Annotated in this window: 24 protein-coding genes; 2 read left to right on the forward strand and 22 right to left on the reverse strand. The window is 61.7% G+C overall.

Annotated elements, in window-relative coordinates; all coding sequences use genetic code 11:
* Positions 1-49 precede the first annotated feature (49 nt).
* From CAG33_RS08930 to CAG33_RS08945, 4 genes are read right to left on the reverse strand one after another with little or no spacing between them, the layout of a single operon-like run.
* On the reverse strand, positions 50-775 hold the full coding sequence (locus CAG33_RS08930) for a hypothetical protein (RefSeq protein WP_085637863.1): 726 nt from the start codon (positions 773-775) through the stop codon (positions 50-52).
* A gap of 9 nt (positions 776-784) precedes the next feature.
* Positions 785-1,081: a hypothetical protein gene (locus CAG33_RS08935; RefSeq protein ID WP_085637866.1), complete on the reverse strand. Its 297-nt coding sequence runs from the start codon at positions 1,079-1,081 to the stop codon at positions 785-787.
* Entirely contained in the window at positions 1,081-4,686 is a 3,606-nt protein-coding gene (locus CAG33_RS08940) for a DUF1983 domain-containing protein (protein ID WP_085637868.1), read from the reverse strand. Before CAG33_RS08940 ends, CAG33_RS08935 begins: the two co-directional genes overlap by 1 nt.
* A gap of 57 nt (positions 4,687-4,743) precedes the next feature.
* Positions 4,744-5,352 carry a tail assembly protein gene (locus CAG33_RS08945; RefSeq protein ID WP_085637871.1) on the reverse strand — a complete coding sequence of 203 codons (609 nt, stop codon included), beginning with the start codon at positions 5,350-5,352 and terminating at the stop codon, positions 4,744-4,746.
* 604 nt (positions 5,353-5,956) lie between these two features.
* Between CAG33_RS08945 and CAG33_RS08955 the strand changes: the two genes are divergently transcribed.
* Together CAG33_RS08955 and CAG33_RS08960 are read left to right on the forward strand one after the other, a co-directional pair.
* Positions 5,957-6,235, forward strand: a complete 279-nt coding sequence (locus tag CAG33_RS08955; protein WP_085638269.1) for a type II toxin-antitoxin system RelE/ParE family toxin — start codon at positions 5,957-5,959, stop codon at positions 6,233-6,235.
* 23 nt (positions 6,236-6,258) lie between these two features.
* A complete protein-coding gene (locus tag CAG33_RS08960; RefSeq protein WP_085637877.1) occupies positions 6,259-6,549 on the forward strand; it encodes a HigA family addiction module antitoxin in 291 nt (96 codons plus the stop codon).
* An 11-nt stretch (positions 6,550-6,560) separates the two neighbouring features.
* On the opposite strand, the gene CAG33_RS08965 is transcribed toward CAG33_RS08960, so the two are convergent.
* The 18 genes from CAG33_RS08965 to CAG33_RS09050 form a co-directional block, all read right to left on the reverse strand.
* Entirely contained in the window at positions 6,561-7,322 is a 762-nt protein-coding gene (locus CAG33_RS08965; RefSeq protein WP_085637880.1) for a C40 family peptidase, read from the reverse strand.
* Between the two features lie 2 nt (positions 7,323-7,324).
* Entirely contained in the window at positions 7,325-8,074 is a 750-nt protein-coding gene (locus CAG33_RS08970; RefSeq protein ID WP_085637883.1) for a phage minor tail protein L, read from the reverse strand.
* A 9-nt stretch (positions 8,075-8,083) separates the two neighbouring features.
* Entirely contained in the window at positions 8,084-8,422 is a 339-nt protein-coding gene (locus CAG33_RS08975) for a phage tail protein (RefSeq protein ID WP_085637886.1), read from the reverse strand.
* Complete coding sequence (locus CAG33_RS08980; protein WP_085637889.1) at positions 8,422-11,751, reverse strand: phage tail tape measure protein; 3,330 nt, start codon at positions 11,749-11,751, stop codon at positions 8,422-8,424. Before CAG33_RS08980 ends, CAG33_RS08975 begins: the two co-directional genes overlap by 1 nt.
* Positions 11,748-12,095 carry a DUF1799 domain-containing protein gene (locus CAG33_RS08985; RefSeq protein ID WP_371857674.1) on the reverse strand — a complete coding sequence of 116 codons (348 nt, stop codon included), beginning with the start codon at positions 12,093-12,095 and terminating at the stop codon, positions 11,748-11,750. Before CAG33_RS08985 ends, CAG33_RS08980 begins: the two co-directional genes overlap by 4 nt.
* Positions 12,065-12,451: a phage tail assembly chaperone gene (locus CAG33_RS08990; protein ID WP_085637895.1), complete on the reverse strand. Its 387-nt coding sequence runs from the start codon at positions 12,449-12,451 to the stop codon at positions 12,065-12,067. The genes CAG33_RS08985 and CAG33_RS08990 overlap by 31 nt, the downstream gene beginning before the upstream one ends.
* A gap of 9 nt (positions 12,452-12,460) precedes the next feature.
* Positions 12,461-13,117, reverse strand: coding sequence for a phage tail protein (locus tag CAG33_RS08995; protein ID WP_085637898.1), 657 nt, complete (start codon positions 13,115-13,117; stop codon positions 12,461-12,463).
* A gap of 70 nt (positions 13,118-13,187) precedes the next feature.
* On the reverse strand, positions 13,188-13,604 hold the full coding sequence (locus CAG33_RS09000) for a phage tail terminator-like protein (protein WP_085637901.1): 417 nt from the start codon (positions 13,602-13,604) through the stop codon (positions 13,188-13,190).
* Complete coding sequence (locus CAG33_RS09005; protein WP_085637904.1) at positions 13,601-14,254, reverse strand: hypothetical protein; 654 nt, start codon at positions 14,252-14,254, stop codon at positions 13,601-13,603. The genes CAG33_RS09000 and CAG33_RS09005 overlap by 4 nt, the downstream gene beginning before the upstream one ends.
* Positions 14,251-14,619, reverse strand: coding sequence for a hypothetical protein (locus CAG33_RS09010; protein ID WP_085637908.1), 369 nt, complete (start codon positions 14,617-14,619; stop codon positions 14,251-14,253). The genes CAG33_RS09005 and CAG33_RS09010 overlap by 4 nt, the downstream gene beginning before the upstream one ends.
* A gap of 16 nt (positions 14,620-14,635) precedes the next feature.
* Positions 14,636-15,139: a DnaT-like ssDNA-binding protein gene (locus CAG33_RS09015; RefSeq protein ID WP_085637911.1), complete on the reverse strand. Its 504-nt coding sequence runs from the start codon at positions 15,137-15,139 to the stop codon at positions 14,636-14,638.
* A gap of 55 nt (positions 15,140-15,194) precedes the next feature.
* A complete protein-coding gene (locus tag CAG33_RS09020) occupies positions 15,195-15,788 on the reverse strand; it encodes a hypothetical protein (protein WP_085637914.1) in 594 nt (197 codons plus the stop codon).
* A gap of 44 nt (positions 15,789-15,832) precedes the next feature.
* Positions 15,833-16,795, reverse strand: a complete 963-nt coding sequence (locus tag CAG33_RS09025) for a major capsid protein (protein ID WP_085637917.1) — start codon at positions 16,793-16,795, stop codon at positions 15,833-15,835.
* A gap of 12 nt (positions 16,796-16,807) precedes the next feature.
* Positions 16,808-17,572 carry a hypothetical protein gene (locus tag CAG33_RS09030; RefSeq protein WP_085637920.1) on the reverse strand — a complete coding sequence of 255 codons (765 nt, stop codon included), beginning with the start codon at positions 17,570-17,572 and terminating at the stop codon, positions 16,808-16,810.
* Between the two features lie 90 nt (positions 17,573-17,662).
* Positions 17,663-18,751 (reverse strand): minor capsid protein, encoded by a 1,089-nt coding sequence (locus CAG33_RS09035; protein ID WP_085637923.1) that lies wholly within the window; start codon positions 18,749-18,751, stop codon positions 17,663-17,665.
* On the reverse strand, positions 18,726-20,144 hold the full coding sequence (locus CAG33_RS09040; protein ID WP_085637926.1) for a DUF4055 domain-containing protein: 1,419 nt from the start codon (positions 20,142-20,144) through the stop codon (positions 18,726-18,728). The genes CAG33_RS09035 and CAG33_RS09040 overlap by 26 nt, the downstream gene beginning before the upstream one ends.
* Complete coding sequence (locus CAG33_RS09045) at positions 20,141-21,442, reverse strand: terminase large subunit domain-containing protein (RefSeq protein ID WP_085637929.1); 1,302 nt, start codon at positions 21,440-21,442, stop codon at positions 20,141-20,143. Before CAG33_RS09045 ends, CAG33_RS09040 begins: the two co-directional genes overlap by 4 nt.
* Positions 21,414-21,890, reverse strand: a complete 477-nt coding sequence (locus CAG33_RS09050; RefSeq protein WP_085631558.1) for a DUF2280 domain-containing protein — start codon at positions 21,888-21,890, stop codon at positions 21,414-21,416. Before CAG33_RS09050 ends, CAG33_RS09045 begins: the two co-directional genes overlap by 29 nt.
* Positions 21,891-21,901 lie beyond the last annotated feature (11 nt).

Genomic DNA, 21,901 nt, shown 5'->3' on the forward strand with positions numbered 1-21,901 from the left:
ATTTGGTCAATAAAAAACCCGCACAGCGGCGGGTCGTTTTTGGTCGTGATCACAAGGGCCGCATGGGTCTGGCCGCGAAAGTGGTTCGGCCATTTTTAGCGGTTCCCCCTTCTGAACTCACCATTGCCCCCACGTAACCATTGAGTGTTGAGCGCACTCCCGCATGGAATCCGCAAGGTGTCTGAAGCGTTGTATTGCCGTTGTAGATCTTCCCGCCAAGCAGCGTGGAGGCGAGAAAGTAATCATCGTAGGAGCCCGTCCAAGGCATTTGGTAACCGCTCCAGTAGATACCGGAAACCTCACTACCCCGATTGTCCAGACTCCAGCCTTCGTTGATTGGAAATCCTGTCATCACGAGGAGATTGTCGGCGCCCACGAAGATCTGCTCGTTAGCGGCATTGCGCAGACGCAAGTCGTACTCGCTTGCGCGCGACGTGGACCGGAACGTCGCGACAAGCCAGCGACCGCTGCAGTCGGACGCATTGAACGGCGCCATCAAGTGCAGCTGAAAACGAAACCCTGTCCAGTTGCCCGCCCCCCCCAGTTGCACCAACGAGTGGTACATGCCCTGGTTGGTTGGATTGAGGAAAACGTGCGGCGCCTCGGCGGTGGTTATGGGGGCCGGGTAAGTAATGACCGCCTGGGTGATCGTCACGGGTGCATTCGGCGGCTTCCCGATCGTGTAGCTACCCGATGCAGCGACGTTCAGCACCTTGTTCTCACTATCGATTTGAAAGAAGTTCTGTCCGTTACGTGACCTGAACCCGTAGTCCATGCTCCTCTCCTATTGGTAACTCAGGATAAAAACGTTGAGCACCATCCCTTGCCCGCGCCGAACTCTGAGCTGTCCCGCCGACCAGAAGACCGCAGGTAAGACGGAGTTTTCATCTGTTGGATTTGGTAAGGTCACACACACGAACGACTGCGCAGTGATCTCCGGCATATTGATGTAGCTGGTGAAATTGCTGGTGATGGGAGGGACGGTGACCTGTCTCGTCACAATCGATCGAATGGTCATGGTGGACGTTTCCAGTGTCACGCGCCCCGCAGCGTCCTTCGTCCTCGCGCCGTAGTAATCCATTACGTCATCTTCCCGAGCGCCGCGCGCTCGATGTAGTTAAGGTCGTAGACATAGATGCCGTTGTTGTTCAGCAGTGTGTAGCCGCTATCTGACTGACCTCGCAGAGTGAATGTCCCTGCCGGAATATTGATCTCCAGCAGTGGTAATCCCTGATTGTTCAAAGCTGCAGACCGAAGCGTCATCCCGAGCACCAGTTCCTTGATGAAGGCTTGGCTGATGATCGCGGTGTTCATGAACACCTGACCGCCCTGCACTACGAACGGAGCAATCATCTGCCCGCTGACCTCGTCCAGGATCGCGAAGCGCTGGGCGAACGCAAGGATCTGTGACTCCTGCTGCTCCCCTTCCACACCAATGGCCAGGCCCGCCATGACCGTGCGACCGCCGACTGTTGTAGATGTCTTGATGGTGGTCAGCGCCGACACCTTGCCGTTCAGCCCTGCGACCACAGTGCTAGCCGTTTCGGCCTTGGCCGTTGCATCGCTTGTTTTCGCTGTCAGCGTGTCGATCTTCTGCGCCGTCGCCTCCTTGTCTGTTGCGACTGTCGTGGCGAGTGATGTGATATTCGCGGCATTCGTCCCGACCGCTGCATCGAGCGTGGTGATGCGGGTGGCCGAGGCCAGATTTTCCTCAGCGCGAACCCTGTCGTTGGTGGCAATAGACGCGGTATTGCTCCAGCCTTGGAGCGCATCCGCCATTGCTCCATGGCCGTCATCCTCACGCCATGCAGCCTGCAGCGCTTGCATGCTTGATGCCTGGGCGGTGACCTTTCCGTCGATGGTATCGATCTGAGTGGTGTGCTGCTGAACCTGTAACGCCAGCGCGTTGGTCGTTTCGGCAATCGTCCCTATGTCATACCAGAACTCGGCGTTCGGCGGCGAAGTACCGATAGGCACTGCTTTGATCGCCGAGTACAGCCGACCCTCCAAACGAACCACTTCCCCTTTTCCATAGGACTTTGTCGGGTCATACACCATGGCATCGGCGATTTCGCCGATTAGGTCTTCCAGTTGCTGCTTGGCCTGCTCGATACGATCGTTGACAGAACCTTCACCGTCACCGGAGATCCTGCCGATCTCCTCCAGAAGATTTTTGCCCAGTGCAGACTCCTGGATTTTGCCGAGGAAATACTGCTCGTACTCGCCCTCGTCGATGCTGACTTGCCCGTTCACGCCATTCACTGCAGGAAACCACGGCCCGACGTTGCCAATTCGGTCTACCAGGCGCCCCCAGAAAAAGAGGCTGGTTCCTGGCACGATGTTCTGCATTTCGTGGTTCGCTTGCGGATAAGCAAAATCCGACAGTTTGACGGCGCTGGACAGGTCATTGACCTTGTTATTCCAGATTTCTGTACGTTGAGTGTCGCCGGCCCCTTCTGGGAATCCCCATTCCAGGCCGATGCCATAAACCTTGCTGGTCGTTCGGAGGTAAGCCAGTGCCGGCGGCAGCCCCTGCTTGCCGCTGAGGTTGGTCAAAACCGAGTTGCGCCAGATCGACGAGATGTCGAACGCGCTCACCGCGCGGACGCGGGCCACATAGGCGCCGGCGTAGATGCCGACGACATCCACGCTGGTCGTCCCGGTGCGCTGCAGCTTGATCCAGTTCCCACTGTCCTTGCGCCACTCCACGTCGTAGCCGACGGTGCCTTCCACGGCGGGCCAGCTAATGTTCATGGTGGCCACGGCCAGCCCCTGCACTACCGACGAGGTCGACGCGACGGTGACGCTCGCCGGCGGCGGAACAACGGTGATCGGGATCACGCTGATCGGCCGCTCTTCCAGGCGGGCGCCGGTGTCGATGTGCGGGAACTTGCTGGGCTCATACTGCAGGGCGCTGATCTCGTAGTCTCCCTCTACCGTGCGCCGAGTGCGCAGCACCCGGTACAGCGGGATCGCCAGGTCGTCGGCGTCCAGCGCCCACTGCAGCTGGGCGATCGGAGGCTCGCTGTAGGCCACGGTCACGGTGACGGCGCGGCCGCTGACGCTCTGCACGGTTCGGCCCTCGGCGCGGCCGCCCGGCAGGTTGATGATCAGCCGGTCACCGGCCTTCGCCTGTGTGTCGCGGTCGAGCGTCACCACGCGCCCAGCGGCGGCCGAGATGCGCCCGCCGACCTCACGACCAGCCAGCAGCGAGTCCGCCACCGGGATGATGTGCCCGGGCAGCGGGATCACGCCCTCCATGCCGGTCTTGAACGACACGGTGCGGTCCTGGTTGTTGCTCAGGACTGCCCACTTGCCGCGACGCTGAGCCTCGGATGCACGGGTGCACCCGATAGCGCTCAATTCGATCAGGCGATCGCCATAGCGGCGCTGCAGGTCGGGATCGGCGAATGGGATCACGTCTGTGTCGTAGTTGTTGGCCGGGTTGTCGTAGCTGACCAGCGCCCGGGTGTAGCGCGTTTTCGCCGATGCGCTGCCGTAGGTGAACTTGCCGTCGATGACGTTGGCCCGGGTGAAGACGTAGTCGAAGTCCTGGGCCCGCGGCATGTCGGCCTGCATCACCAACTGGCCCTGGGCCCAGTAGGTCATGCCCTGATAGCTCGCCGAGATATCCCGCAGCAGCGACCAGGCATCCGCCTTGCCCTGCAGGTTCATGTCGTACAGGTAGCGCGGCTCGACGCCGCCCAGGCCGTCCGGCACCAGCTGGTCGCAGTACTGGGCGATCCGGTACAGCTCCCACTTGTCGACCATCCACGGCTTGATGCGCTTGCCCAGGCCGAACAGGTCATTGGTGCAGATCCCGTAGGTGATCCAGGCCGGGTTGTTCGTCCACGCCGACTTCATGCTGCCGTCCCACGTCCCGGTGTAGGTGCGAAGCTCAGGGTTGTAGTTGCTCGGCACCATCCAGCGCCGGGCCTTGCACTTCACGGTCACGGACGGGATGTTGGTGAACTGCTCGGCATCGAACTCGATGTAGAGCAGCGCGGTGTTCGGGTAGCGCAGCTTGGCGTCGATCACCTCGGTGTAGCCGGCGATCAGCATGGTGTCGGCGATCTTGTTGCTGTTCTGGTTCGGCGTCAGCCGCCGCGCGCGGATCTGCCAGCCCGTGGTCGCCGGCGGCAGGTCGATACGCCGCGAGCGCTCGTAGCGAGTGGTGGTCTTGCCGTCCACGGCGTCCACCAGCACTTGCTGATAGGCGCCGCCGTCGGTGGCCACGTCGACGGCGTACTCGATGCGGTAGCCGGCCACGTTGCCCTGGTCGTCAGCCCGCTGCAGGGCGGGCCAGGCGAAGCGCATGCGCACCGCCGACAATTGGGTATTGGTGATCGCGCGCACCCACGGCGTATCGCTGCGCAACTCCACGTTCAGCGACGTCTCGTTCTCCACCGACGGAATGCCCGGGATGTAGGTCTGATCGACCGAACCCGGCCGCCAGTCCCACCGCACGTTCGGGAAGTTGTAGTTGCCGCTGGCATCGCGGATCGGCGTGTTGTCCAGGTAGATGTCGTAGTCGGTCGGCGTGCCGTCGAACTCGCCCTCGCCAACGGCGATCAGGAGCTTCGCTAGGTTCGTCGAGCGCAGGCTGTCGCTGGCCTCAAACGGCGCCTTCGGCTTGCTGCTGCCGCCCTTCTCGCCGTAGATCTCGATCCTTTCTGCTGCGCCCATGCTTTCCTCCAGGCGTAAAAAAACCGCCCAATGGCGGTTGCTGTGCTGCTGGCCTGATCAGACTTTGTCTTCGGCAAAGATCGAGGCGGAAATGATGATGCCGCCCCACCGGCGCTCGCCGACGCAGATCGGTACCGGGTTGCCGCTGGCGGTGGTGTTCTTGGCGCTGCCGAAGGCGTAGGACGGGGCGTTGTCTGGGGACGCACTTTGCTTAAGGCCCGAGGCCTGGGGGCTGAGCATTTGGATGACGCCGCCAATCGCCATCGAAGTGCCGGCCGCATACAAAAAAGGAGATGCTGCCGCCAACGGGGTAAAAGACAGCACGTAAGCTGCCGCGATCATCACCGTGCCGATTATCGTCTGCAACCCTCCGGCGCGCTTGCTACCACCAATCACCGGAACAATCCTAACTTCACGAGTGCCGCCAATGTCGAGTCCTTCCATGCCGATGTTCGATCGGTTCCGGAAAATGACAAACTTCAACCCAAGCCGCTCAAGCCGCCTTATTTCCTCGGAAAACCCATCGACTGTCGCATTGAGCGCTCGGAAGACCTCCCCGGCTGAGCCGCCATCAAGGAGAAAGTGTTTGCTGCGGAAAAACTTCTTCGCAAGCGACCCGGAAAGCAAAACCCTGGTCATCGGGGTGTAAGTAATTGCTGAACACATACCTTTCTCCAAGCGTAAAAAAACCGCCCGGAGGCGGTCAGTTCAAAGCGTCGTTGGGAGTATGTCTATCTGCCCATCGCCGCCAGTGAAAATTCGATATTTTTTGATCACACCATCCTTCACGACTGCTTCTCGCTCAATCCGGTCTGCCCCCATAGAACAAAGGCCAGACCCTGTGTAAGCGGCCCCGACCGAAACGGAATCAGGCGGAAGATAAAAAGACGCCTTCTGGCCAGGATCAAGCTTAGCGACTTGCTTGCCGTCAATGAAAACCGCCATTGAGCAAAGACTGCCTGTGTGGCCCACATCCCGAATGACCTGGAGTGTGCCGAAGGCACCAGTTGGCTTGCTCTGGTATGCAGATAACTGAATTGCAGGGGCTTGCCGAGCCTCACTGGACGGCGTCGGCGACGTCGCACACCCCGCCAAAAGCGCCACAGCCAACGTTCCTAAAAGTACACGCATAATCGATTCTCATCCTGAAAACTGAAAAAGGTACAGTCGCGTGACGAAAACCCCAAGCGAAAGCCGTTCGTCGAAAACATAAATTATGATTTTCGGCAGACCTACAATCACCGTTAACGAACAACGTTAAGCATTAATGATGATTATCAGTTTTCGCTGTCCCGATACTGAGTCGCTATACACGACCGGTGCCTGCAGGCGCTGGCAAGCGATATCATCTGTCGCTCAGAGGAAGCTGACGATGCTGAACTCGGCGACCACATTGCACGATTTAGGATCGCCCCCAGGCAATCGGCTGGAAGCGCTACAAGGGAACCGACAGGGTCAACATAGCATCCGAATTAATGATCAGTACCGCATTTGCTTCACCTGGGATGCTCAAGGGCCTGAAAACGTTGAAATTGTAGACTACCACTGAGGTGACTTGTGTTTAATAACGGCATGCGCCCCGTCCACCCGGGCGAAATTCTGGTGGAAGAGTACCTCCACCCACTGGACATTACGCCAACAGCTTTGGCCCGAATGCTCCACGTTTCCCCGCCTACCGTTCTCGAAATTGTGCACCTGCGACGCGGAATCACAGCAGACGTAGCTTTGAGGCTGGCAGCCTGTTTGGGTACCAGCGCTCAGTTCTGGGTCAATCTGCAAGCGACATATGACCTGCGTCGTGCCGAGATCGATCATGGCGTCGACATAGCCCACCAAGTTCAACGCGCTCCCGAGCTCGCATAAATCCGCTCAAGCTAATTATGCGCAGAAGCTCTGTGGCGCAGCACCAGGCGCGTTCTATCAAGCCAAGGCCCGCCGAACACGATCACCTCCGACGGCCGGCCGTACAGGTGGTGCAGCAAGAACGGCCCAGGCCCGAAGGTTTCCGCATCCTCACCGGGCAGCGCCGGATCCGCGCCAAGGAAGATCCCTGCGTGGTTAGGGTAAACCGTCCGCCCCACCTCCATCACGATCATGTCGCCGCGCTGCGGCTGGTCGACCCGGCAGAAGCCGGCGGCCTCGTAGTTGGCCTCGTACAGGCTGATGTTCTCCCTGCTCTCCCACCAGCCGTCTGCGCGTTTGAAGGCCTCGAACTCCAGCCCCCATTCGCGCTTGTACCAGTCAGCGCAGACCTGCCAGCAGTCCCAGGCGCCGTGCACGAACGGACGCTTGAGCAGCGGCACCTCGCCGGACGGCGTGATGGTGCGAAAGTCGCCCTCCGGCCAGCTCAGGATGTGCCAGGGCAGCGCGGTGGCCTCGCACATGGCCAGGTCGCGCGGCGAAGGCCGGCTGGTGGCGTCCGGGTGCGAGTGCACCACGCCGATCACCTCGCCGACGTCCTCCGCCGCCGCGTACTCCTCCGGATCGATCCGGAACTCTTCGTTCGGCTCGGTTGAGACGTTTCGGCATGGGTAATACTGCTGCTTGCGGCCCACGGCCAGCAGCAGCCCGCAACATTCTTTCGGGTACTCGGCGGCGGCATGGGCCTGGACCGCGTTCAGGATGTGTTTGCGCATGGTCAGCTCCGTGCGATCAGTGAAACAGCCGGGAACCCGCCGAACGGCAGCGGATTGCCATCGCCGAAGCGCGGGATGCAGCCCCTGCCCAGCGTTGCGTCGCACTCATCCAGTTCCGGGTTGTCGGTGGGCACGCCGTCCTTCGTGACGTAGCCGCCGGTGTAGCCGCAGTTGGGCCCGCGGTAACCGCCGGTGAGGCACCAATGGCAGAGGGTCGTGGCCTGGCGGCCGACGGTCTCGCCGCCGACGTCGCCCGGGCTGGCCAGCTCCCAACTGACCGTTTCCCCGTCCTCGTTCGTCTTCTGGTCGATGTACCAGACCTCGATCGTCTCCTGGGTCGGGTCTGCCGTCGGGTTGCCGGCCGGGAAGTTGTCCGCGTCCAAGTACGTGCCCAGCGTGTGGCGCATGGTCAGCTTGAACTCGACCAGATCCTCGAATGCCAGGCAGAGCGCAGTGATCCGCCCGTTGACGTTGCCGACCGACAGCGTGGGCCGTACCGCCGTGCCGTCGCCGTTAGACTCGATTCCGTCGATCTGCATTGGCCAGGCGCTGTATTCGTTGCCCTGCCAGTAGATCGCCTTCGCCGGCAGCTGGTCCGCGTTGGCGCCGGCGGCGATCAGCTCGGCCGACGTGTGCGGGATCGAATGCCCGTGGAAGCGCAGTACGTCCGCGCCGTAGTCGGTGCCGTCCAGCTCAAACAGCAGCACCTCGCTGCCCGGCTCGAGCACCTGGATGTCGCTGATTAGCGGCATGGCTACCCCTTATGGTTGGAATGCCCGCTCGAACGTCGCGGTGAGTTTGAAGACGCCGCCGCCCATCGGTGTGGGAGCGGGATTCTTACAGGTGAACAGCCCGAGCTCACCGAGCGGCGTTGTCCAGAGAAACGCCTTTGCCCCGGCATGACGGTCGAGGAACTTCATGATATTCACCACCACGGCCTTCTGGCCGACGCAGGTGACTGGGTAGGAGTCCTCTTTGTTGTTCGGGCCGTCGCCGGCGCTCTGCGCATAGCCGTTGCCGAACTTCGAGGTGCGCACCCGATAATTAATGTCGGGGGTTTCCCCGCGCTCGGTCGGCCAGGTGAATGTCTCTATGGCCATCAGGCCCTCCCATTTGCGTTTCGGAAGCTGGTTCCGCCGGGTCTCCAAGAATCGGAGACGGCTTTCTCGGCCACGACCTGCATCTGCGACTGCAGGCTCTTCGACAGGGCCTGCTGGTCGATCTGCATCCCCTCGCCGCTGCGATCCTGCGTCACCACCGTCACCGGCGCGCTGATGCTGATCGAGGTGCCGGAGCCGCCGGCGGCAGCGATGACACCCAGCTTGCCGCTGGAGGTTCTGGTCAGGGGCATGATCGCCTCAGGCCCGGCCTCTCCCATCACGCCCGCCCGGCCGCCGGCCATCCCGAAGGCGGTTGGCGTGCTGACGATGCTGTTGGTGAAGGCCCCGCCGTTGGCGAACATCTGCACGCCGGACTGCCAGGCGCCGCCGTCCGCCTGGGTGGTCACCCAGTTGGAAAAGTCGGATCCGGTGTAGCCGGCGGTGGTGGAACCGGCAGACGCTGTGCCGCCGCCAAAGTAGGAACCCGCGGCGGACGAGGCGATGCCGAAGATCGAACTCAGCACGGAAGAGCTCGCCTGCCGGGTCGCGATCCGCGCCATGTCTGCCAGCACCGACTTGGCGAAGTCGGCAAACGACAGCTTGCCGGTCATGGCGAAGTTGACGACCGCGTCCTCCATCGAGCTGAAGGCGTTGCTGAACAAGGACTTGGTCTGGCCGGCGATGTTGCGCGCCGAATCCAGGTAGTTGGCCCAAGCGGACGTCGCTCCCTTCGTCCAGTCGCCCTGCGCCGCCTCGACATCCGCATAGTTCTGCCGGATCTGGTCGGTGGCAGCCTTGTTCGCGTCGGCGAGCGCCTGCGACTTGCGCTGGAACTCCTCCTCCGACATGTTCCGGGACGGATCGGACTTCTGGTTGGCGAGATCCAGCGACTGCTGGGCGAACCGGTCTTGCTGGTTGTTCAGCTCGCTGTTCAGCGCGTTCTGGCGATCGCCCTGGCCTACGCCGAGCACTGCCCGCTGGCCGGCCAGCTCAAGCGCCCTTTGCTGCTGGGCCAGCGCCTGAACGTAGGTCGTGATCGACCGTTCCTGCTGGGCCAGGCGGCCCTTCTCGTTCGTGGCCAGGACTTCCAGCTCGCTGTCGGCAGACTTCTGCGCCTTGACCATCGCGGCGCGGGCGTCGGCGATCTTCTGGTCGAGCTGGATGCTTTGCTCGGCCGTGGTCGACTTCTTGGCCTTGGCGGCCTCCAGCGCGGCGATTTCGGCCTCGTGGGCGGCCGTGACCTCGTCCCGTTCGTTCCCGATCAGGGCTTCGCGCTTGAGGGCGTAGTCGGCCTGGGAGACCAGGCCGGCTTTCTGGACTGCGTCCAGTTCCTTCTGGGCGTTTTTGTACTCTTCGCTGATCGCGGCCAGGTTGTTCTTGGCGTTGTTGAAGCCCGAGAGGTCGACACTGCCGGCTCCAGCCTTGGGATCCTTGTTGTCTTTGTCGATCTTGCCGCGCAGCTTGTCGTAGGCTCCGCCGGCGAACTTCTGGCCGTCAAAGGTCACCCCATCAAGCAAAGGCGATTTTTGCCCGGTCTTGTCGGCATTCTGGTAGAGCTTTGTGAACTGGTCATTCAGCTTCTTGTAGGCCTCCTGACGCTTCGCCAGCGGATTCAGGTTATCCAACTGCCTGTCCAAATCCTTCTGGACGGCAATCAGCTCCTTGTTTGCCTTTGTCGCTTCGCCCGTGGCAGCAGTATTGCTTTCACTTGCCGACTGGAGAGCCTTCAGTCTTACTAGTTTCGCTTCCAGCGCCGGCGTCGAGTCGTCGTTATCGCCTTCGTCCAGCCCAAGGAACGAATTGAGCGAGCTCAGCCCATTGGACACCGCGCCGGCAATGCCACCGGCTTTCCTGGTGTCCAGAACTCGCTGGGTGATCTCGATCTGCTTTGCCAGATCCGGAAAGATTTCCGACCGGATCTCCGCGTAGGCGCCCTTGATAGCCTTTTTCACCCGATCCCAGTCCCGCTCGATGTCCGAAAGGGATTCGCGGTAATTCTTCAGCCGCTCTTGCGCCGAGTGGTTGAGGTCTTCGCTGAGGGTATCCAGCGCGCGTTGATGCTCGCCCTGCTCGTCCAGCGCCTTGATGACTTGGTACTGCTCGTAGGTGAGCAACCCATACTGATCACTGATCTTCTCGGCAGCATCTGTCGCGGTATCGCCCGCGCTGGCAAGCGACTTGGCGATGTCATCCGCCCCCTTCCCTGTAACCTCACCGATGGCAGCGGCAGCCTCCGCCAAATTTTGCATCTGGACACCGCTGGTGGCGGCGCCAGAAGCCAAGGCAATCACAGCTTCACGGGCGCCGGTCAGGTTGCCAGTTAGCGCACCAGCGGCGTCAGCCATTGACTTGAGGCTGGCAATGCTCTGCCCGGCATCGTTCGACCCGCCGTTGATTGCAGCGTTGAACTCACGCGCCTGCTTCACAGCGTCAAGGTAGGCATACCCCAGCGCCCCGATGACACCGGCCAGCAATCCGGCCGGAACCAATGCGGCAGCCAGGCTCTTGGCCGACGCTCCGGCGCCAGCGCCGAGCTGCGCGACTGCCCTCGCCCCGCTGCCCCAGTCGCCCGACTGAAGCGCGTTTGCCAGCTGCATCACGTTCTCTTGAGCCTGGCGGGTGCCGAGCTTCAACTTGTCGAATGCAGTTTCTGCCGCGGTCAGGCCATCACGGTCTTTGCCGATCTTCGCCAGCCGATCGGCATAGGCGTCGGCATCGATCCCGCCGGCCTTGTGCAAGTCGTTGAGCGCTTTCTCCTGCGCCTCCAGCTTGGCCAACTTCGCCACAAGCGGATCGATCCCGTTGACCGTGCGCTTCAGTGCCTCGATCTGGCGGTTCTCGGCCTCGACCAACCGTTGCTTCTGCGCCATTTCCTTGGCTTCAGCTTTCTCGATCCGCTCATACGCCTTGCCGAGCCGGTTCTGGTACGCCTCTTCCTGTTCGACGGTGACAAGGCCACCCTTGCGCGCCCGCTCCAGCAGCCCCTCAGCCTGGATCAGTTGCTCCATGCTGCCGATGTTGCCGGACATCGCCTTGTCGAGCTGGCTGATGATGGCGATTTCGCTGGCAGCACTGGCGCCAGCCTTGCGGCTGGCATCGACCTGGCGCTCCTTCGCGCCTGTGGCTTTGTCGATACCCTGGGCAGCCTCGCTCTCGGCCTGGCTGATCTTTTTCCCAGTGTTGGCCAACTCCTCGCCCGACTTCCCGAGATCATCAATCGCTTTCTCGGCATCGACCGCGGAATCTACGAGCTTGTCGAGGTCATCTGCCGCCTTGGCTGCGGATGAGGAGTTCACTTCAATGCCAAGGGACGAAAAGGTAGTGCTCATTGACTGTCTCCCTGCTCTTCCATAACCCTGAGCGCTTCAATTTCCATGACGCGGATGTCCGGAAAAATGTCGGCAGTTTGAGCCCGGGAAATTCCGAGAAAGCTGGCAACATGGCGAATTGATGTGTAATCCAGCCCGGTAGCCCCGCGCATCCCTATACGCCACTGAGTTCGCATTGCCTCAAAGACCCTGAAGGCCGGCCAGACATCAGGCCAGACTTCGCAGTTAACTTCAGGAATGTCATTCAGAGAGAGCCCGAAGGCTGCCAGCGCCTCGGCCGACGGCCCGGGCTCATACAGGGCGCGCGAGACGCTTAGGAGTTTCCCAGGCGTGCGTTCTGGAATGCTTCGGAATAGGCAGCCAGAACCACACTGGGTGCCGCAGTCAGCGAGCGAACCAAAACTCGGAGATTCTCCTCGTTGAACGTCTCAGCGATGTCCCAACCGACGACAATGGCCTGAAGCTGTTCCACCTGAAGATCGATCATCATCGCGGTGAACTGCTCCAGCCCTGTCTCCTCGATCTTCTCGCCCAGCGCCTTGTGCCGTTCACCCCACTCTGCGTACAGGCTGGCCAGCTCGGTTCGATCCCGATACCTGAACTCGAAGTTGACCTTCACGGGCTCCCCGCCGACGGCAGGAAGCATGACGGCGGAACTGAAGGTCGGTTTGGGAACCAGCAAGAATTTTGACTTTGCCATGATCCTTCCTTACGCCGTGGCGTTGTAGCGGGTTGGTCGACCAGTCAGCGCGACGCTGATGACGCGGGTCATCAAGTTGTTGCGCCCCATGGTTGGGGTGGCCGTGATGGAGACGTAGCCGTTGTAGATGATGCGGCTACCGCCCGGCAGGTTCAGGCGCAGCACCCGTGCCTGCTTGTCATCGTCCGCCGCCTCACAGACAGCGACATAGGGCTGCGACGGATCGTCGGCAACTGTGATGGTGAGCGTGATCGGGTTCTTGGTGGTCGGCATCTGGCGATCATCATCGTCAGCCAAAAAACCGTAGGTGAGGAACTGCTGATCGCCGCCGCTCGACCCGAGATCGGTGATTTTCGAAATCTCGGCGAACGCCGTCACCTCGCGCACAGATCCGACGCCTGACCCAGCCGGATACTGCTGAAGGTTCGTGGTGTTGATGCCGTCCAGGGCGAACGTGCCACTGGCGATTTCGCCGACTTGCACCGCACGACCATCCAGGCGTGTCCATCCAGAGCTGACGGCGACGACGTCACCCTCCGCCAGACCATGCGCGGCGGCTGAGGCCACGGCAGGATTGGCGTTGGTCAGGGCGGTGAATGGAACAGCGGTACCGTAAACGGAAGCAATTTCGAACGTTGCGCCGTTGGGCATTTGAATGCCGGCCATGGGATTTTCCTCTTCTCAGAAATGACAAAACCCGCTCGATGGCGGGTTCTGGGTTTGCCCAATGGGCGGATTAGTTGGTGTCGGCCCGGTACATGAACGAGACCGGCACGGTGAAGTTCGTGTCGCCTGGTATGCCCGGCCCCTGGTCAACCGGCGTCATGGTCACCACCGTCAGCGCACCTTTCGTGTTGCGCTCGTTCAACGGGAAGAGAGCGGCGAGCTGGTCGGCGATTGCGCCGGCGACGCCGCGGTACTTCCCGGCCGGGGTCACGATGCTGACCTGAAACACGCCGGTGTAGAGGCGGTGATCGCCGCCGAGGGTGTTGCTCGCGGTATCGCCTGGCAGCGTGAAGGCCTTGAGGTACGTTTCCCCGTCGCCCGGCTCGTAGAGCTCGTTTTCCACGACCACCTTCAGCGGCACCTGCAGTGCTTTCGCCCAGACGATCAGCTTGGTCTCGAAGATCGACGCGATGATGTTGTGGCTCATGCCTGATTTCTCCGGACTGCTTCATCGACGATCTGCTGGAAACGCGCGAGCGTGATCCGAACCATTCCGCCGGGCGCCTGCCTGGAATGCCCGTACTCCAGCGGCACCGCGTAAGGCAGGTTGTTCACGAGGTACGCGGTCTGGCCAATGCTGAGCTGCTCCACCTGAAGCTTCAGCTTCGCCAGTGTAATGTTGCCGGCCGGGTCAACTTGATCAAGCTCCCCTTCCGCCGGCGTACCGATCGAGAACTGCCAGTTTCCCCTAAATCGACCGCCGACGTAGTCCTTGCCTGCGACCAGGCCGTTCGCGTTGAAATTCTGGTCGCGCTCAGTCTTGGTCAGAGGCTTGGCGTATTTCACGCCCCGCTTCAGCTTCCCAGCCTTTGTGAAATTGCTTTCGTCCAGGTTGATGAGCGTGTTCCGCACGGCCACCTTGAAGTCGTAGTCGTCGGCCGCCCGGGTGTTCGCCTGTCGGTGAGCGACGTTTGCCGCCCATATTTCTGGGTTGCCCACGGGCGACATGCGGATCAGGCTGCTGCCGATCTCGATGATTATCTCTCGGAAGGTGGCATCGAGTCCGGCCTGAGCCTGTTCGGCGAACTGGCGGATGTCCTCGGCAAAGCTGCCGTTTAGGCCAGCGTATTTGCTCATGACCGCACCTGCAGCTCGTACAGGATCGGCGTGCCGGCGGGATTGATTTCCTTGAGCGGCGGGACGATCGACCAGGTTCGGCCCTGGATGATGACCTTGTTCAGCAGATCAGGCACCCACGCCAGCCCCTTCGCAGCGATCTTCAGCTTCTTGTCGCCCTGCTTGATCAGGCTGTTGTTCTGGAACTCCTGGCCGGTGAAGTCGAGCAGGATGCCTTGGGCGGTTTGCTCCGTGACGGTGCCCGGGCCCGCCGATCCGGTCTCTGGGTCGTACTCGCCGACAGTCGTTGCACGGATGAGCACGGGCTGGCCGAACTCTGTGATCATCTCCAGAGCCATCGCGGCCATTTCATCGTAGAAGGCCATGGTGGCTCCTGTTCAGCTATGCGCGGACGGCGAACAGCCCTCGCTTCTGCAGATAGTCGGCGAACTGCGTGGCGCTCGGCCGGTCCGGCGCCGCCGGCAGCAGTCGGCCGCTGGTGTTCGGGATCGTCGCGTACTCACGATCTACGGCACCCTCGACACGCTCGCGGGTGACCGCTCCCTTGCGCTTCTCCGGCGGGTCGATGTCGTCCTGGTGGATCTCGGCGGCCAGCGCCATCTGGCCGTACTGGATCCGCGCCGGCAGGTAGTTGTCGGGCTTGATCTCGCAGTCCAGTTCGACGCCGCGGCGTGGCCAGGCCAGGGCCTGGTCGCTGCTGGTCTTGCGCCCCTTCCAGGACTTTCCGTCCATCGTCAGGGCGGCCCGGCGCAGCAGCGCTTCCTGGGCCGGCACTTCCGCCGGGATGACCACGCCGAACTTCACGGCGTACATGGCCAGATCCTCGGCGGATGCGTAGCTTTCGGCGTCAGGCTTGCCGGTGCCGTCCTCGATGATGAGTGTCATGAATCAGCTCGCTGTTGATTTGGGGATGGGCGCCGGCTTCCCGGCCACCCGTCTTTCACGCCTTCGGCAAATCGGCGACCGCCTTCTCCAGCGACTCCACCGAAGCGTTGGCCCGGTACTGCACGCCGGCGGCGTCGAGCTGCGCCTTGAGGGCAGCGATCTTGTCGGCACTGTCGTTCGACTGGTCGGATGAAGCCTTGAGGCGCGCCACCTCGGCGCGCAGAGACTCCGCCTCGCCCGCCAGGCTGCCGCGCTCGGCTTTGAGCGACTCGAAGCTTTCGCGGATGGCGTTCAGCGCATCGAACAGGCGGATCGGCAGTTCGCCGGCGCCCGGGTGTTCCAGTTCCGACTTGCCTTCGGCGGCCTCGATCAGTCGAACGACTCCGTCGCGCTCTGCATTCAGCTTATCGATCGCCTCCTGCAGTTCGGCAGAGAAGTCGGTGCTTCCAGTATCAACCGCCGGATCGCTCAATGGCTTCACCACCGAAACATCGACACCCACCGCCTCATAGGCAGAAACCACTTTCGGCCAGTCGCCCATCACCACGACCTGCTTCACGCCAGCTTCCGGTCGATCAAAGTGGACGGGGTTACGGTAGCGCTTTTCAGGATCGAAGTCAGAATTTTGCGTTGAGTAAATCAGTTTCATACGAGTCTCCGTGGCGGCCATTGCTGGCCGCCTTAAGGCCGATATCAACCGCCGGATGGCGGCGTCGAAGTCAGGGTGATCATCACGCCGGCGGTGACCTTGTTGCTGTCGGCGTGTTTGGCCCAGTTGGCTGCGGAGCCGACGGCCGCCAGAGTCGGGTTCGATCCGCCGGTGGCGTCCTTCCAGCTGTAGCCCAGCACATCGATGTTCACGACCCCCTCAGCGCGGTAGCCGATACCCAGGTTTTCCTCGTCATCGACGGTGTAGGAGCGGAAGCCCGGGGCCTGGGACTCGGTGATCACCACCGCGTTGGGCAGAAGGCCGAAGATCACGTCGGCCGGCGCGGTGTCGGTCACCAGCACAGGCTTGCCGAGGGTGCCCGGCAGGCCGCCGTAGATGACGACGCCGGCTTCCTCGTAGACCTTGTTGGTGATGGCCTCGTCGACAATGTCGAAATAGGCGCTGGAGTGCATGACCCACAGCGCGATGCGGCCGAACTTGTCGCCGAACTTACGCATGCCGCGAGTCAGGGTCTTCTTGCCGTCCGTCTCGATGTTGGCGGAGACCACCATGCCCGCGTTGGAGCCAATTGCGGCGCGCAGAGCGGCGGTGGCGTACTGGATGAAGCCCTCCAGGGTGGCGTCGGCAACGTCGGCGCCGATGATCTGGGAGAACTCGTCGACCGGGCGACCGCGGCGCTTAAACGCCTCTTCGGTCGTTTGGTACGGGCCGTATTTCCAGGGAGCCTTGACGCCAACGGCCTCGCCGGCCCCGATCTTCTTCGCAGTCACCTTGCTGGTGGAGTTGACGTCGCGATGCTCCAGCGAACCGCCGATCTTGTAGAACGAGCGTTTGCGGAAGTCGCCCTCGATCAGCTCGTTGTCGAGCACGATCGCGCCGTTGGACGAGGCGTTGAACACCTCGAGGTTGTCCTGGACACGCTCCAGGTATGCGGTTTGCGCCTCTTCGTTGTAGATGACGAGGTCGCTGTTAACAGTCGTTGCCATGGATGGATCCCCTTACTTGGGCAATTGCAGATATGCGGTTTGGCCGTGCTTGCGCTGGTAGTCGCGCTTCTGCTCGGCATTCATTTCGGAGCGCTTGAGTGCAGCCTGGCCGCCGCCCCCGCCCGGGGCATTTGTTCCTGAGGCCCTGGGCCACAGATGAGGTGCGCTTTCGCGCAGGGATTCCGCCCATTCGAGCGGAGTCAGAGGGGTCTTGCCGTCTTTACCCAGGATGACCTGGCCCGACTCGTCGACGGCCACCGCTTCACCCTCTTCGTTCAACGAGAACACGCCCTTGGCGCGCAGGATGATGTCGTCGGTTGCTTCCGGCAGAGCGCCCGCTTTCAGTGCTGCGCCGCGTACAGAATCGCCCAGGACTTTGCCCTGGAACTTGGCGGCGAATGCTTCGGCCTTCTCGGCGCGCGCTGTGACGGTCTTCAACTGCTTGTCGTAATCGCCACGCAAACGCTCAGTACGACGATTGAAGACCTCGTCCACCTTGCCCTCGGTCAGCAGCCTGGTTTCTTCGTCCTGGCCCGCCTTGGTAAGCAGGCCACGAACCGCGTCGATGTCCAGGCCTTCGAACTGGCCCTTCAGCTTGTCCAGCTCGCCCTTGATGGTCTTGTTTGAGCCGATCAGTTCCTGATTCTTGGACTTTAGGCCCGTCACCTCGACATCCAAGTACTTCTGTACCTCGCCACCAAGGGCAGTTTTCAGTGCGGCAACTTGGGTTTCATCGAGGTTCAGGCCATGGGCGGCCGGATCAAAATCAAAAGGCATGGTGCGATCCCCTGGGGATTAGTTGGCCCGCCTGACGGGCATAAAAAAGCCCCGGCTGTGCCGAGGCGTGAAGTGTGTTCGTGGCGCGGATCAGTTGATGCCTGCGCGCTCAAAGGCCAGAGGCTCCAGCCCTTTCATCTGCTGAAGTGTCAGCGGTGCGAAGTTGCGATCAAGCTGCAGTTCCGCGAAACGCTCCACGGACAGCCCGCCCTCCCGGAACAGCTTGCCCCGAACCGGCCCAATGGCAACGTCCTGAAACGCCGCAGGCTGCTGCTGAAGCCAGTGGTAGTAGTCGAGGCTCGCACTGACCTGGCCCGCACCGCCAGCCCCGACGGCCGCCCGTGTGGCGCCCTTGGAGAACATCTCGCTGAGCTTGGTCAGCATCACGAAGGTCGTTCGGCAGTTTGGGTGAAATGGCGGCCTGGGCCCGGAATCGACCGGAAACCGGCGCTTGTCCATCGACCGGCATTGCTGACTGGTCTTACTGTCCAGCGTGGCGACCATTTCGATCTCGGACACGATGTCCGTGTTGGCCTTGGCCACCTCCATGCGCGCCTGGGACGACACATGCTGGATCGCGGTGTGCACGACCGTACTGGCGTTGCGGTTGGTAGTGGCGAGGATGCCGTCCTTGTAGCCCGCAGCCTTGGTGCCGCGAATGTTGCGAATGATCTGGAAGTTCGTCTGCCCCTCGAAGAAGCCCTGCCGGATTGCGCCGGTGACGCGCTCGCGCTCGGCGCCAGTCCAACCCTTGATGAAGGCCTTCAGCAGCTTTCCGCCGCCGGTGCCGCGCACGCTGAGCGGGTTGGTCAACACAGCCGTGCGGATTGCCGTTGCCGTCGGCGCTACCACGTCGAGCGACACCCCCACCGGCGCCGACCTCGCCAAGCTGGTCGCCTCAAACTCGGCCTCATAGTTGGCGATGTCGATCAGGTCGAGATTCAGCAGATCGCTGTATCGGTCGAAGATGCCCAGCAGCAGGCTGTCGACGTCCTTCAGCAAGGCCTCCAGACGCTTCACGTTGTACTCGGTCAGATTCGACTGAGTGAGCCGGTCGCGGATCGAGCGGTCAATCTCCTTGAGGAAGGGGGCGAACTTGCCCACCTCCCCAGCTTTCAGCTTTTCGAGGAAGACTGCGTGCCGGATCGTGGCGTCAAGGATTGCTTGGTTTGCTGCCATCGATTCCGCCCTCGTCATCCAGGCCCAGGCCGTCGGCCTGCTCTGCCAGTTCGCCATCGATCTGCTGGTCGGTGCGCTCTGGCGCAATCAGGCCCAGTTTGCGCAGGTAGGCCCGAAGGTCTGCCTTGGCGAAACCGCCGTTCTGCCAGAGGCCGACCAGTGCGGTAATCATCTGCGGATCGGCCGTCAGCTCCACGAACTCCTGGTTGATCTGGTACGCGACCTTGGCATCTGCCACCCCCATGTAGGTGCAGCACCACATGATCGCCCGGGTGTAAGCCTCGCTGACGTTGGCAACACAGCCGGCAAGCACCGATGTCGATGCAGACTGATCACCGCGGGCCTCTGTCGCTGTTTTGGTGCCCACGGAGGCCACCACCATCCGGGCGCCAAGTTCGATCATCATCTGGTTCTTGTCGGCCATGGCCTCTTTGACCAGTGTGTTTGGTACGGGCTGTGCGTAGCCGAACTGGCCGCCGACCGGGAGCAGCATGGGTGCCCGGGAGCCGACGTAAACGCCCTTCTCCTCCAGCAGCTTGACCCACTGCTCATCCAGGCCGGAGATCCAAGGCTGAGCCTGCCCGCACCAGAAGACACTGTCCTCATAGTCGGCGCTGTTCCGGTAGTGGCCCAAATTGATCATGGCGATGTCGTAGAGCGGTGACTCATCGATGCTAGGGTCGTTGTTCTGCGCGCCGACGAAGGTAAACGGGATTTCCTTCAGGCGCCCGGAGCTGCCTGCAGGCTTGAATTCCTCAACCACCTTAAGCGGCCCACCGCCCTTCGGACCAGAGCGTTGCCAGACGCGACAGACGAACCCTTCCGGCTCCAGTGCCAGCTCTCGGTACTGCTCGATGGTCTTGATCCCAAAACCATCCTCGGTTTCAGGCGATTCGCGCAGCACCACCAGCTTCAGCACGGAATGACCGTTCACCATCCCCGTGCGCCAGTTGATGATGTCCTCGGCGCAGTACGAAAGGATCACCGCGTGGCCGCCGGCGCCGTCGTCCTGGTGATAGTCGACATACAGACCGTGTCGTCCAGCCTCCAGCACCTTCTCAAGCGTGCCTTGGGAGTGCTGGTAGATGCTCACGCCTGAACCGTTGGCGTTGTCCTGCAGGTATTCCAGCTTCTTCGCCACGGCCAGCGTCGGATCTTTGTGGAAAGCCAACCCCAACAGCCCGTTGCGCGTATGCCCGGTGGCGTTCTTGAACACAGCCCGTTCGCGGTAGGCCTTGTTGCGATCCTTGTTCTCCTGCGTCAAGTCGTGAGCGTTGATGTACGGCAGGCGATCGACAACCCTGTGCTGTCCGGCGCACACATCGCGCACAGTGGCCCAGCGTCCCAGGGCTTCGATGTAATCCGCCCGCTTGAAGGAGACGTCGTTGCTCATCGGGCGTATCCCATTTTGATGGCGGTGACCGGTTTGATGATCGGGTACTCGCGGTGGATGAAGTAACCGCCGCCGTCGTTGGCGTGGTCGTTGCCTTGGCTCTTGTCCGGCTCGCCGTTCGACGCCCAGATCTGCTGTTCCAGGCCGTCGGCATAAGTCGGACATGTGAATGGGTTGACCAGGTAACGCCGCTCGCCCTGCGCGTTGCAGAACATGGCGTTCATGGCGTTGATCCGATCCTTCACCGGCGGGTTGGCCGCCGGCGCAATGACCGTGAAGCCGGCCTGCTTGAGCATGGCGATGTCGGTGACGCTGGCGTTTACCGACTTGCGCGAATCGCCCGAGGCGTCCGGGTAGATCCGGATCTCGCAGGTCTTCTCGAAGTCGTTGCCGTTGTGCCGCCAGTAGCGCTCCTTGATGCGCTTGATCATGTCCGGCGTGTCGTAGCCGTCCATGAGCTCGTCCACGGCGCGCGGCAGACCCTGTTCGCGTTTGACGTGGGTGATCGCCGCCATCTTGCCGACGTTGAAGTCCATGCCGATGAACAGCGGTTCGCCAGGCTGCACGGTGTCAAAGCACTGGTTCAGCTTGCGGTCGTAGGCGTGGTAGATCGAACCGGACGTCAGGTTGACGAACTGGCCGTTCAGGTATGCCCGGATCAGCTGCTCGGGATACGACTCCATCAGCGATGGGATGTAGTCGCCTGGCAGGTTCAGCTCGTTGTCGAACGTGCTGGCCTGCACCAGGCCGTACATCTCGGCCAGCGCCGGCTTCTCACGGATCTGCTTCACGAACTGCTGGAAGACGAACTTGAACCCTTCCGGGGTCGTGGTCACGTCCACGCCGTTCTTCAGCCCGGGCACGTTGTAGCGCATCCGGGCAATGATCTTGCGCCAGGCGTGCTGTGCTTTGACCGACGGGAGAACGTCAAGCTCGTCCACCAGCGCATGGCCAATCTTGAAGCCGACGATGGTCTGCGGCTTCTCCATCGAGCGGCAGATCGTCGTGCTGCGGTACTGCCGGCCGCTGTAGAAGTCGACCTCTTTGTCGCTCTCCTTCGTCTTGACCTTCAGGCCCCAGTCGTAGGCCACTTCCTCGATGGTCGGGAAGAAGATGTCGCGGATCTGTGGGTAGGTCGGAGCGAAGTAGCCGGAGTTGATCCCCGGCCATTCCCAGACATGCTTGCACAGCGCCGCGCAGCCGACCCAGGTCTTGCCGGAGCCGAACCCCGCGACGAACCCGCGGAACTTATGCGGAAGCTGGAGGAACTCAGCCTGCGGAACATTCAGGCTCGGCATCCCGCTTCCTCGCATCAATCACTTGGACCTGCACTGAGGTCGGCACAACGGGCTCGCCGTCGTCATCGACCTTCTTCTGCCGGTTGACGTAGACGTCACCGACCTCCTTCGCAGCCTGCTCCAGGATCTGCATGGCCAGGCCGATGTTCTTCATCGACTCAGCCCTCTCCACGAACCGGTTCATGGCGCGGAGCCGGAAAGCGCGGTTGGCGATCGGGATCTCGGCCGTCTCTTCGCGGAACCGCTTCCGGGTATCTTCGAACATCGTCACCCAGCGCTTGGCCAGGCCCTTCCCTGATGTCTTTGTGGGGTCGTGCGTCTCCACCTGCTGGCGAGTCACCGCGATCCCATATTCCTTTTGGACGGCCTCAACAACCTGTGAAGGCGTGTCGAAGCACGCCAAGGCCTGAACGATAAAGGCCTTCACGTCGCTTTGAAGGGCTGCCATAGATTTTCATC

This window comes from Pseudomonas sp. B3(2017) (assembly GCF_002113595.1).
GTDB lineage: Bacteria > Pseudomonadota > Gammaproteobacteria > Pseudomonadales > Pseudomonadaceae > Aquipseudomonas > Aquipseudomonas ekonensis.

Bases quoted from the DNA above. Each gene is read 5' to 3' on its own strand.
- CAG33_RS08930 (WP_085637863.1), bottom strand. From the start codon at position 775: ATGGACTACGGGTTCAGGTCACGTAACGGACAGAACTTCTTTCAAATC.
- CAG33_RS08935 (WP_085637866.1), bottom strand. From the start codon at position 1,081: ATGGATTACTACGGCGCGAGGACGAAGGACGCTGCGGGGCGCGTGACA.
- CAG33_RS08940 (WP_085637868.1), bottom strand. From the start codon at position 4,686: ATGGGCGCAGCAGAAAGGATCGAGATCTACGGCGAGAAGGGCGGCAGC.
- CAG33_RS08945 (WP_085637871.1), bottom strand. From the start codon at position 5,352: ATGTGTTCAGCAATTACTTACACCCCGATGACCAGGGTTTTGCTTTCC.
- CAG33_RS08955 (WP_085638269.1), top strand. From the start codon at position 5,957: ATGATTATCAGTTTTCGCTGTCCCGATACTGAGTCGCTATACACGACC.
- CAG33_RS08960 (WP_085637877.1), top strand. From the start codon at position 6,259: ATGCGCCCCGTCCACCCGGGCGAAATTCTGGTGGAAGAGTACCTCCAC.
- CAG33_RS08965 (WP_085637880.1), bottom strand. From the start codon at position 7,322: ATGCGCAAACACATCCTGAACGCGGTCCAGGCCCATGCCGCCGCCGAG.
- CAG33_RS08970 (WP_085637883.1), bottom strand. From the start codon at position 8,074: ATGCCGCTAATCAGCGACATCCAGGTGCTCGAGCCGGGCAGCGAGGTG.
- CAG33_RS08975 (WP_085637886.1), bottom strand. From the start codon at position 8,422: ATGGCCATAGAGACATTCACCTGGCCGACCGAGCGCGGGGAAACCCCC.
- CAG33_RS08980 (WP_085637889.1), bottom strand. From the start codon at position 11,751: ATGAGCACTACCTTTTCGTCCCTTGGCATTGAAGTGAACTCCTCATCC.
- CAG33_RS08990 (WP_085637895.1), bottom strand. From the start codon at position 12,451: ATGGCAAAGTCAAAATTCTTGCTGGTTCCCAAACCGACCTTCAGTTCC.
- CAG33_RS08995 (WP_085637898.1), bottom strand. From the start codon at position 13,117: ATGGCCGGCATTCAAATGCCCAACGGCGCAACGTTCGAAATTGCTTCC.
- CAG33_RS09000 (WP_085637901.1), bottom strand. From the start codon at position 13,604: ATGAGCCACAACATCATCGCGTCGATCTTCGAGACCAAGCTGATCGTC.
- CAG33_RS09005 (WP_085637904.1), bottom strand. From the start codon at position 14,254: ATGAGCAAATACGCTGGCCTAAACGGCAGCTTTGCCGAGGACATCCGC.
- CAG33_RS09010 (WP_085637908.1), bottom strand. From the start codon at position 14,619: ATGGCCTTCTACGATGAAATGGCCGCGATGGCTCTGGAGATGATCACA.
- CAG33_RS09015 (WP_085637911.1), bottom strand. From the start codon at position 15,139: ATGACACTCATCATCGAGGACGGCACCGGCAAGCCTGACGCCGAAAGC.
- CAG33_RS09020 (WP_085637914.1), bottom strand. From the start codon at position 15,788: ATGAAACTGATTTACTCAACGCAAAATTCTGACTTCGATCCTGAAAAG.
- CAG33_RS09025 (WP_085637917.1), bottom strand. From the start codon at position 16,795: ATGGCAACGACTGTTAACAGCGACCTCGTCATCTACAACGAAGAGGCG.
- CAG33_RS09030 (WP_085637920.1), bottom strand. From the start codon at position 17,572: ATGCCTTTTGATTTTGATCCGGCCGCCCATGGCCTGAACCTCGATGAA.
- CAG33_RS09035 (WP_085637923.1), bottom strand. From the start codon at position 18,751: ATGGCAGCAAACCAAGCAATCCTTGACGCCACGATCCGGCACGCAGTC.
- CAG33_RS09040 (WP_085637926.1), bottom strand. From the start codon at position 20,144: ATGAGCAACGACGTCTCCTTCAAGCGGGCGGATTACATCGAAGCCCTG.
- CAG33_RS09045 (WP_085637929.1), bottom strand. From the start codon at position 21,442: ATGCCGAGCCTGAATGTTCCGCAGGCTGAGTTCCTCCAGCTTCCGCAT.
- CAG33_RS09050 (WP_085631558.1), bottom strand. From the start codon at position 21,890: ATGGCAGCCCTTCAAAGCGACGTGAAGGCCTTTATCGTTCAGGCCTTG.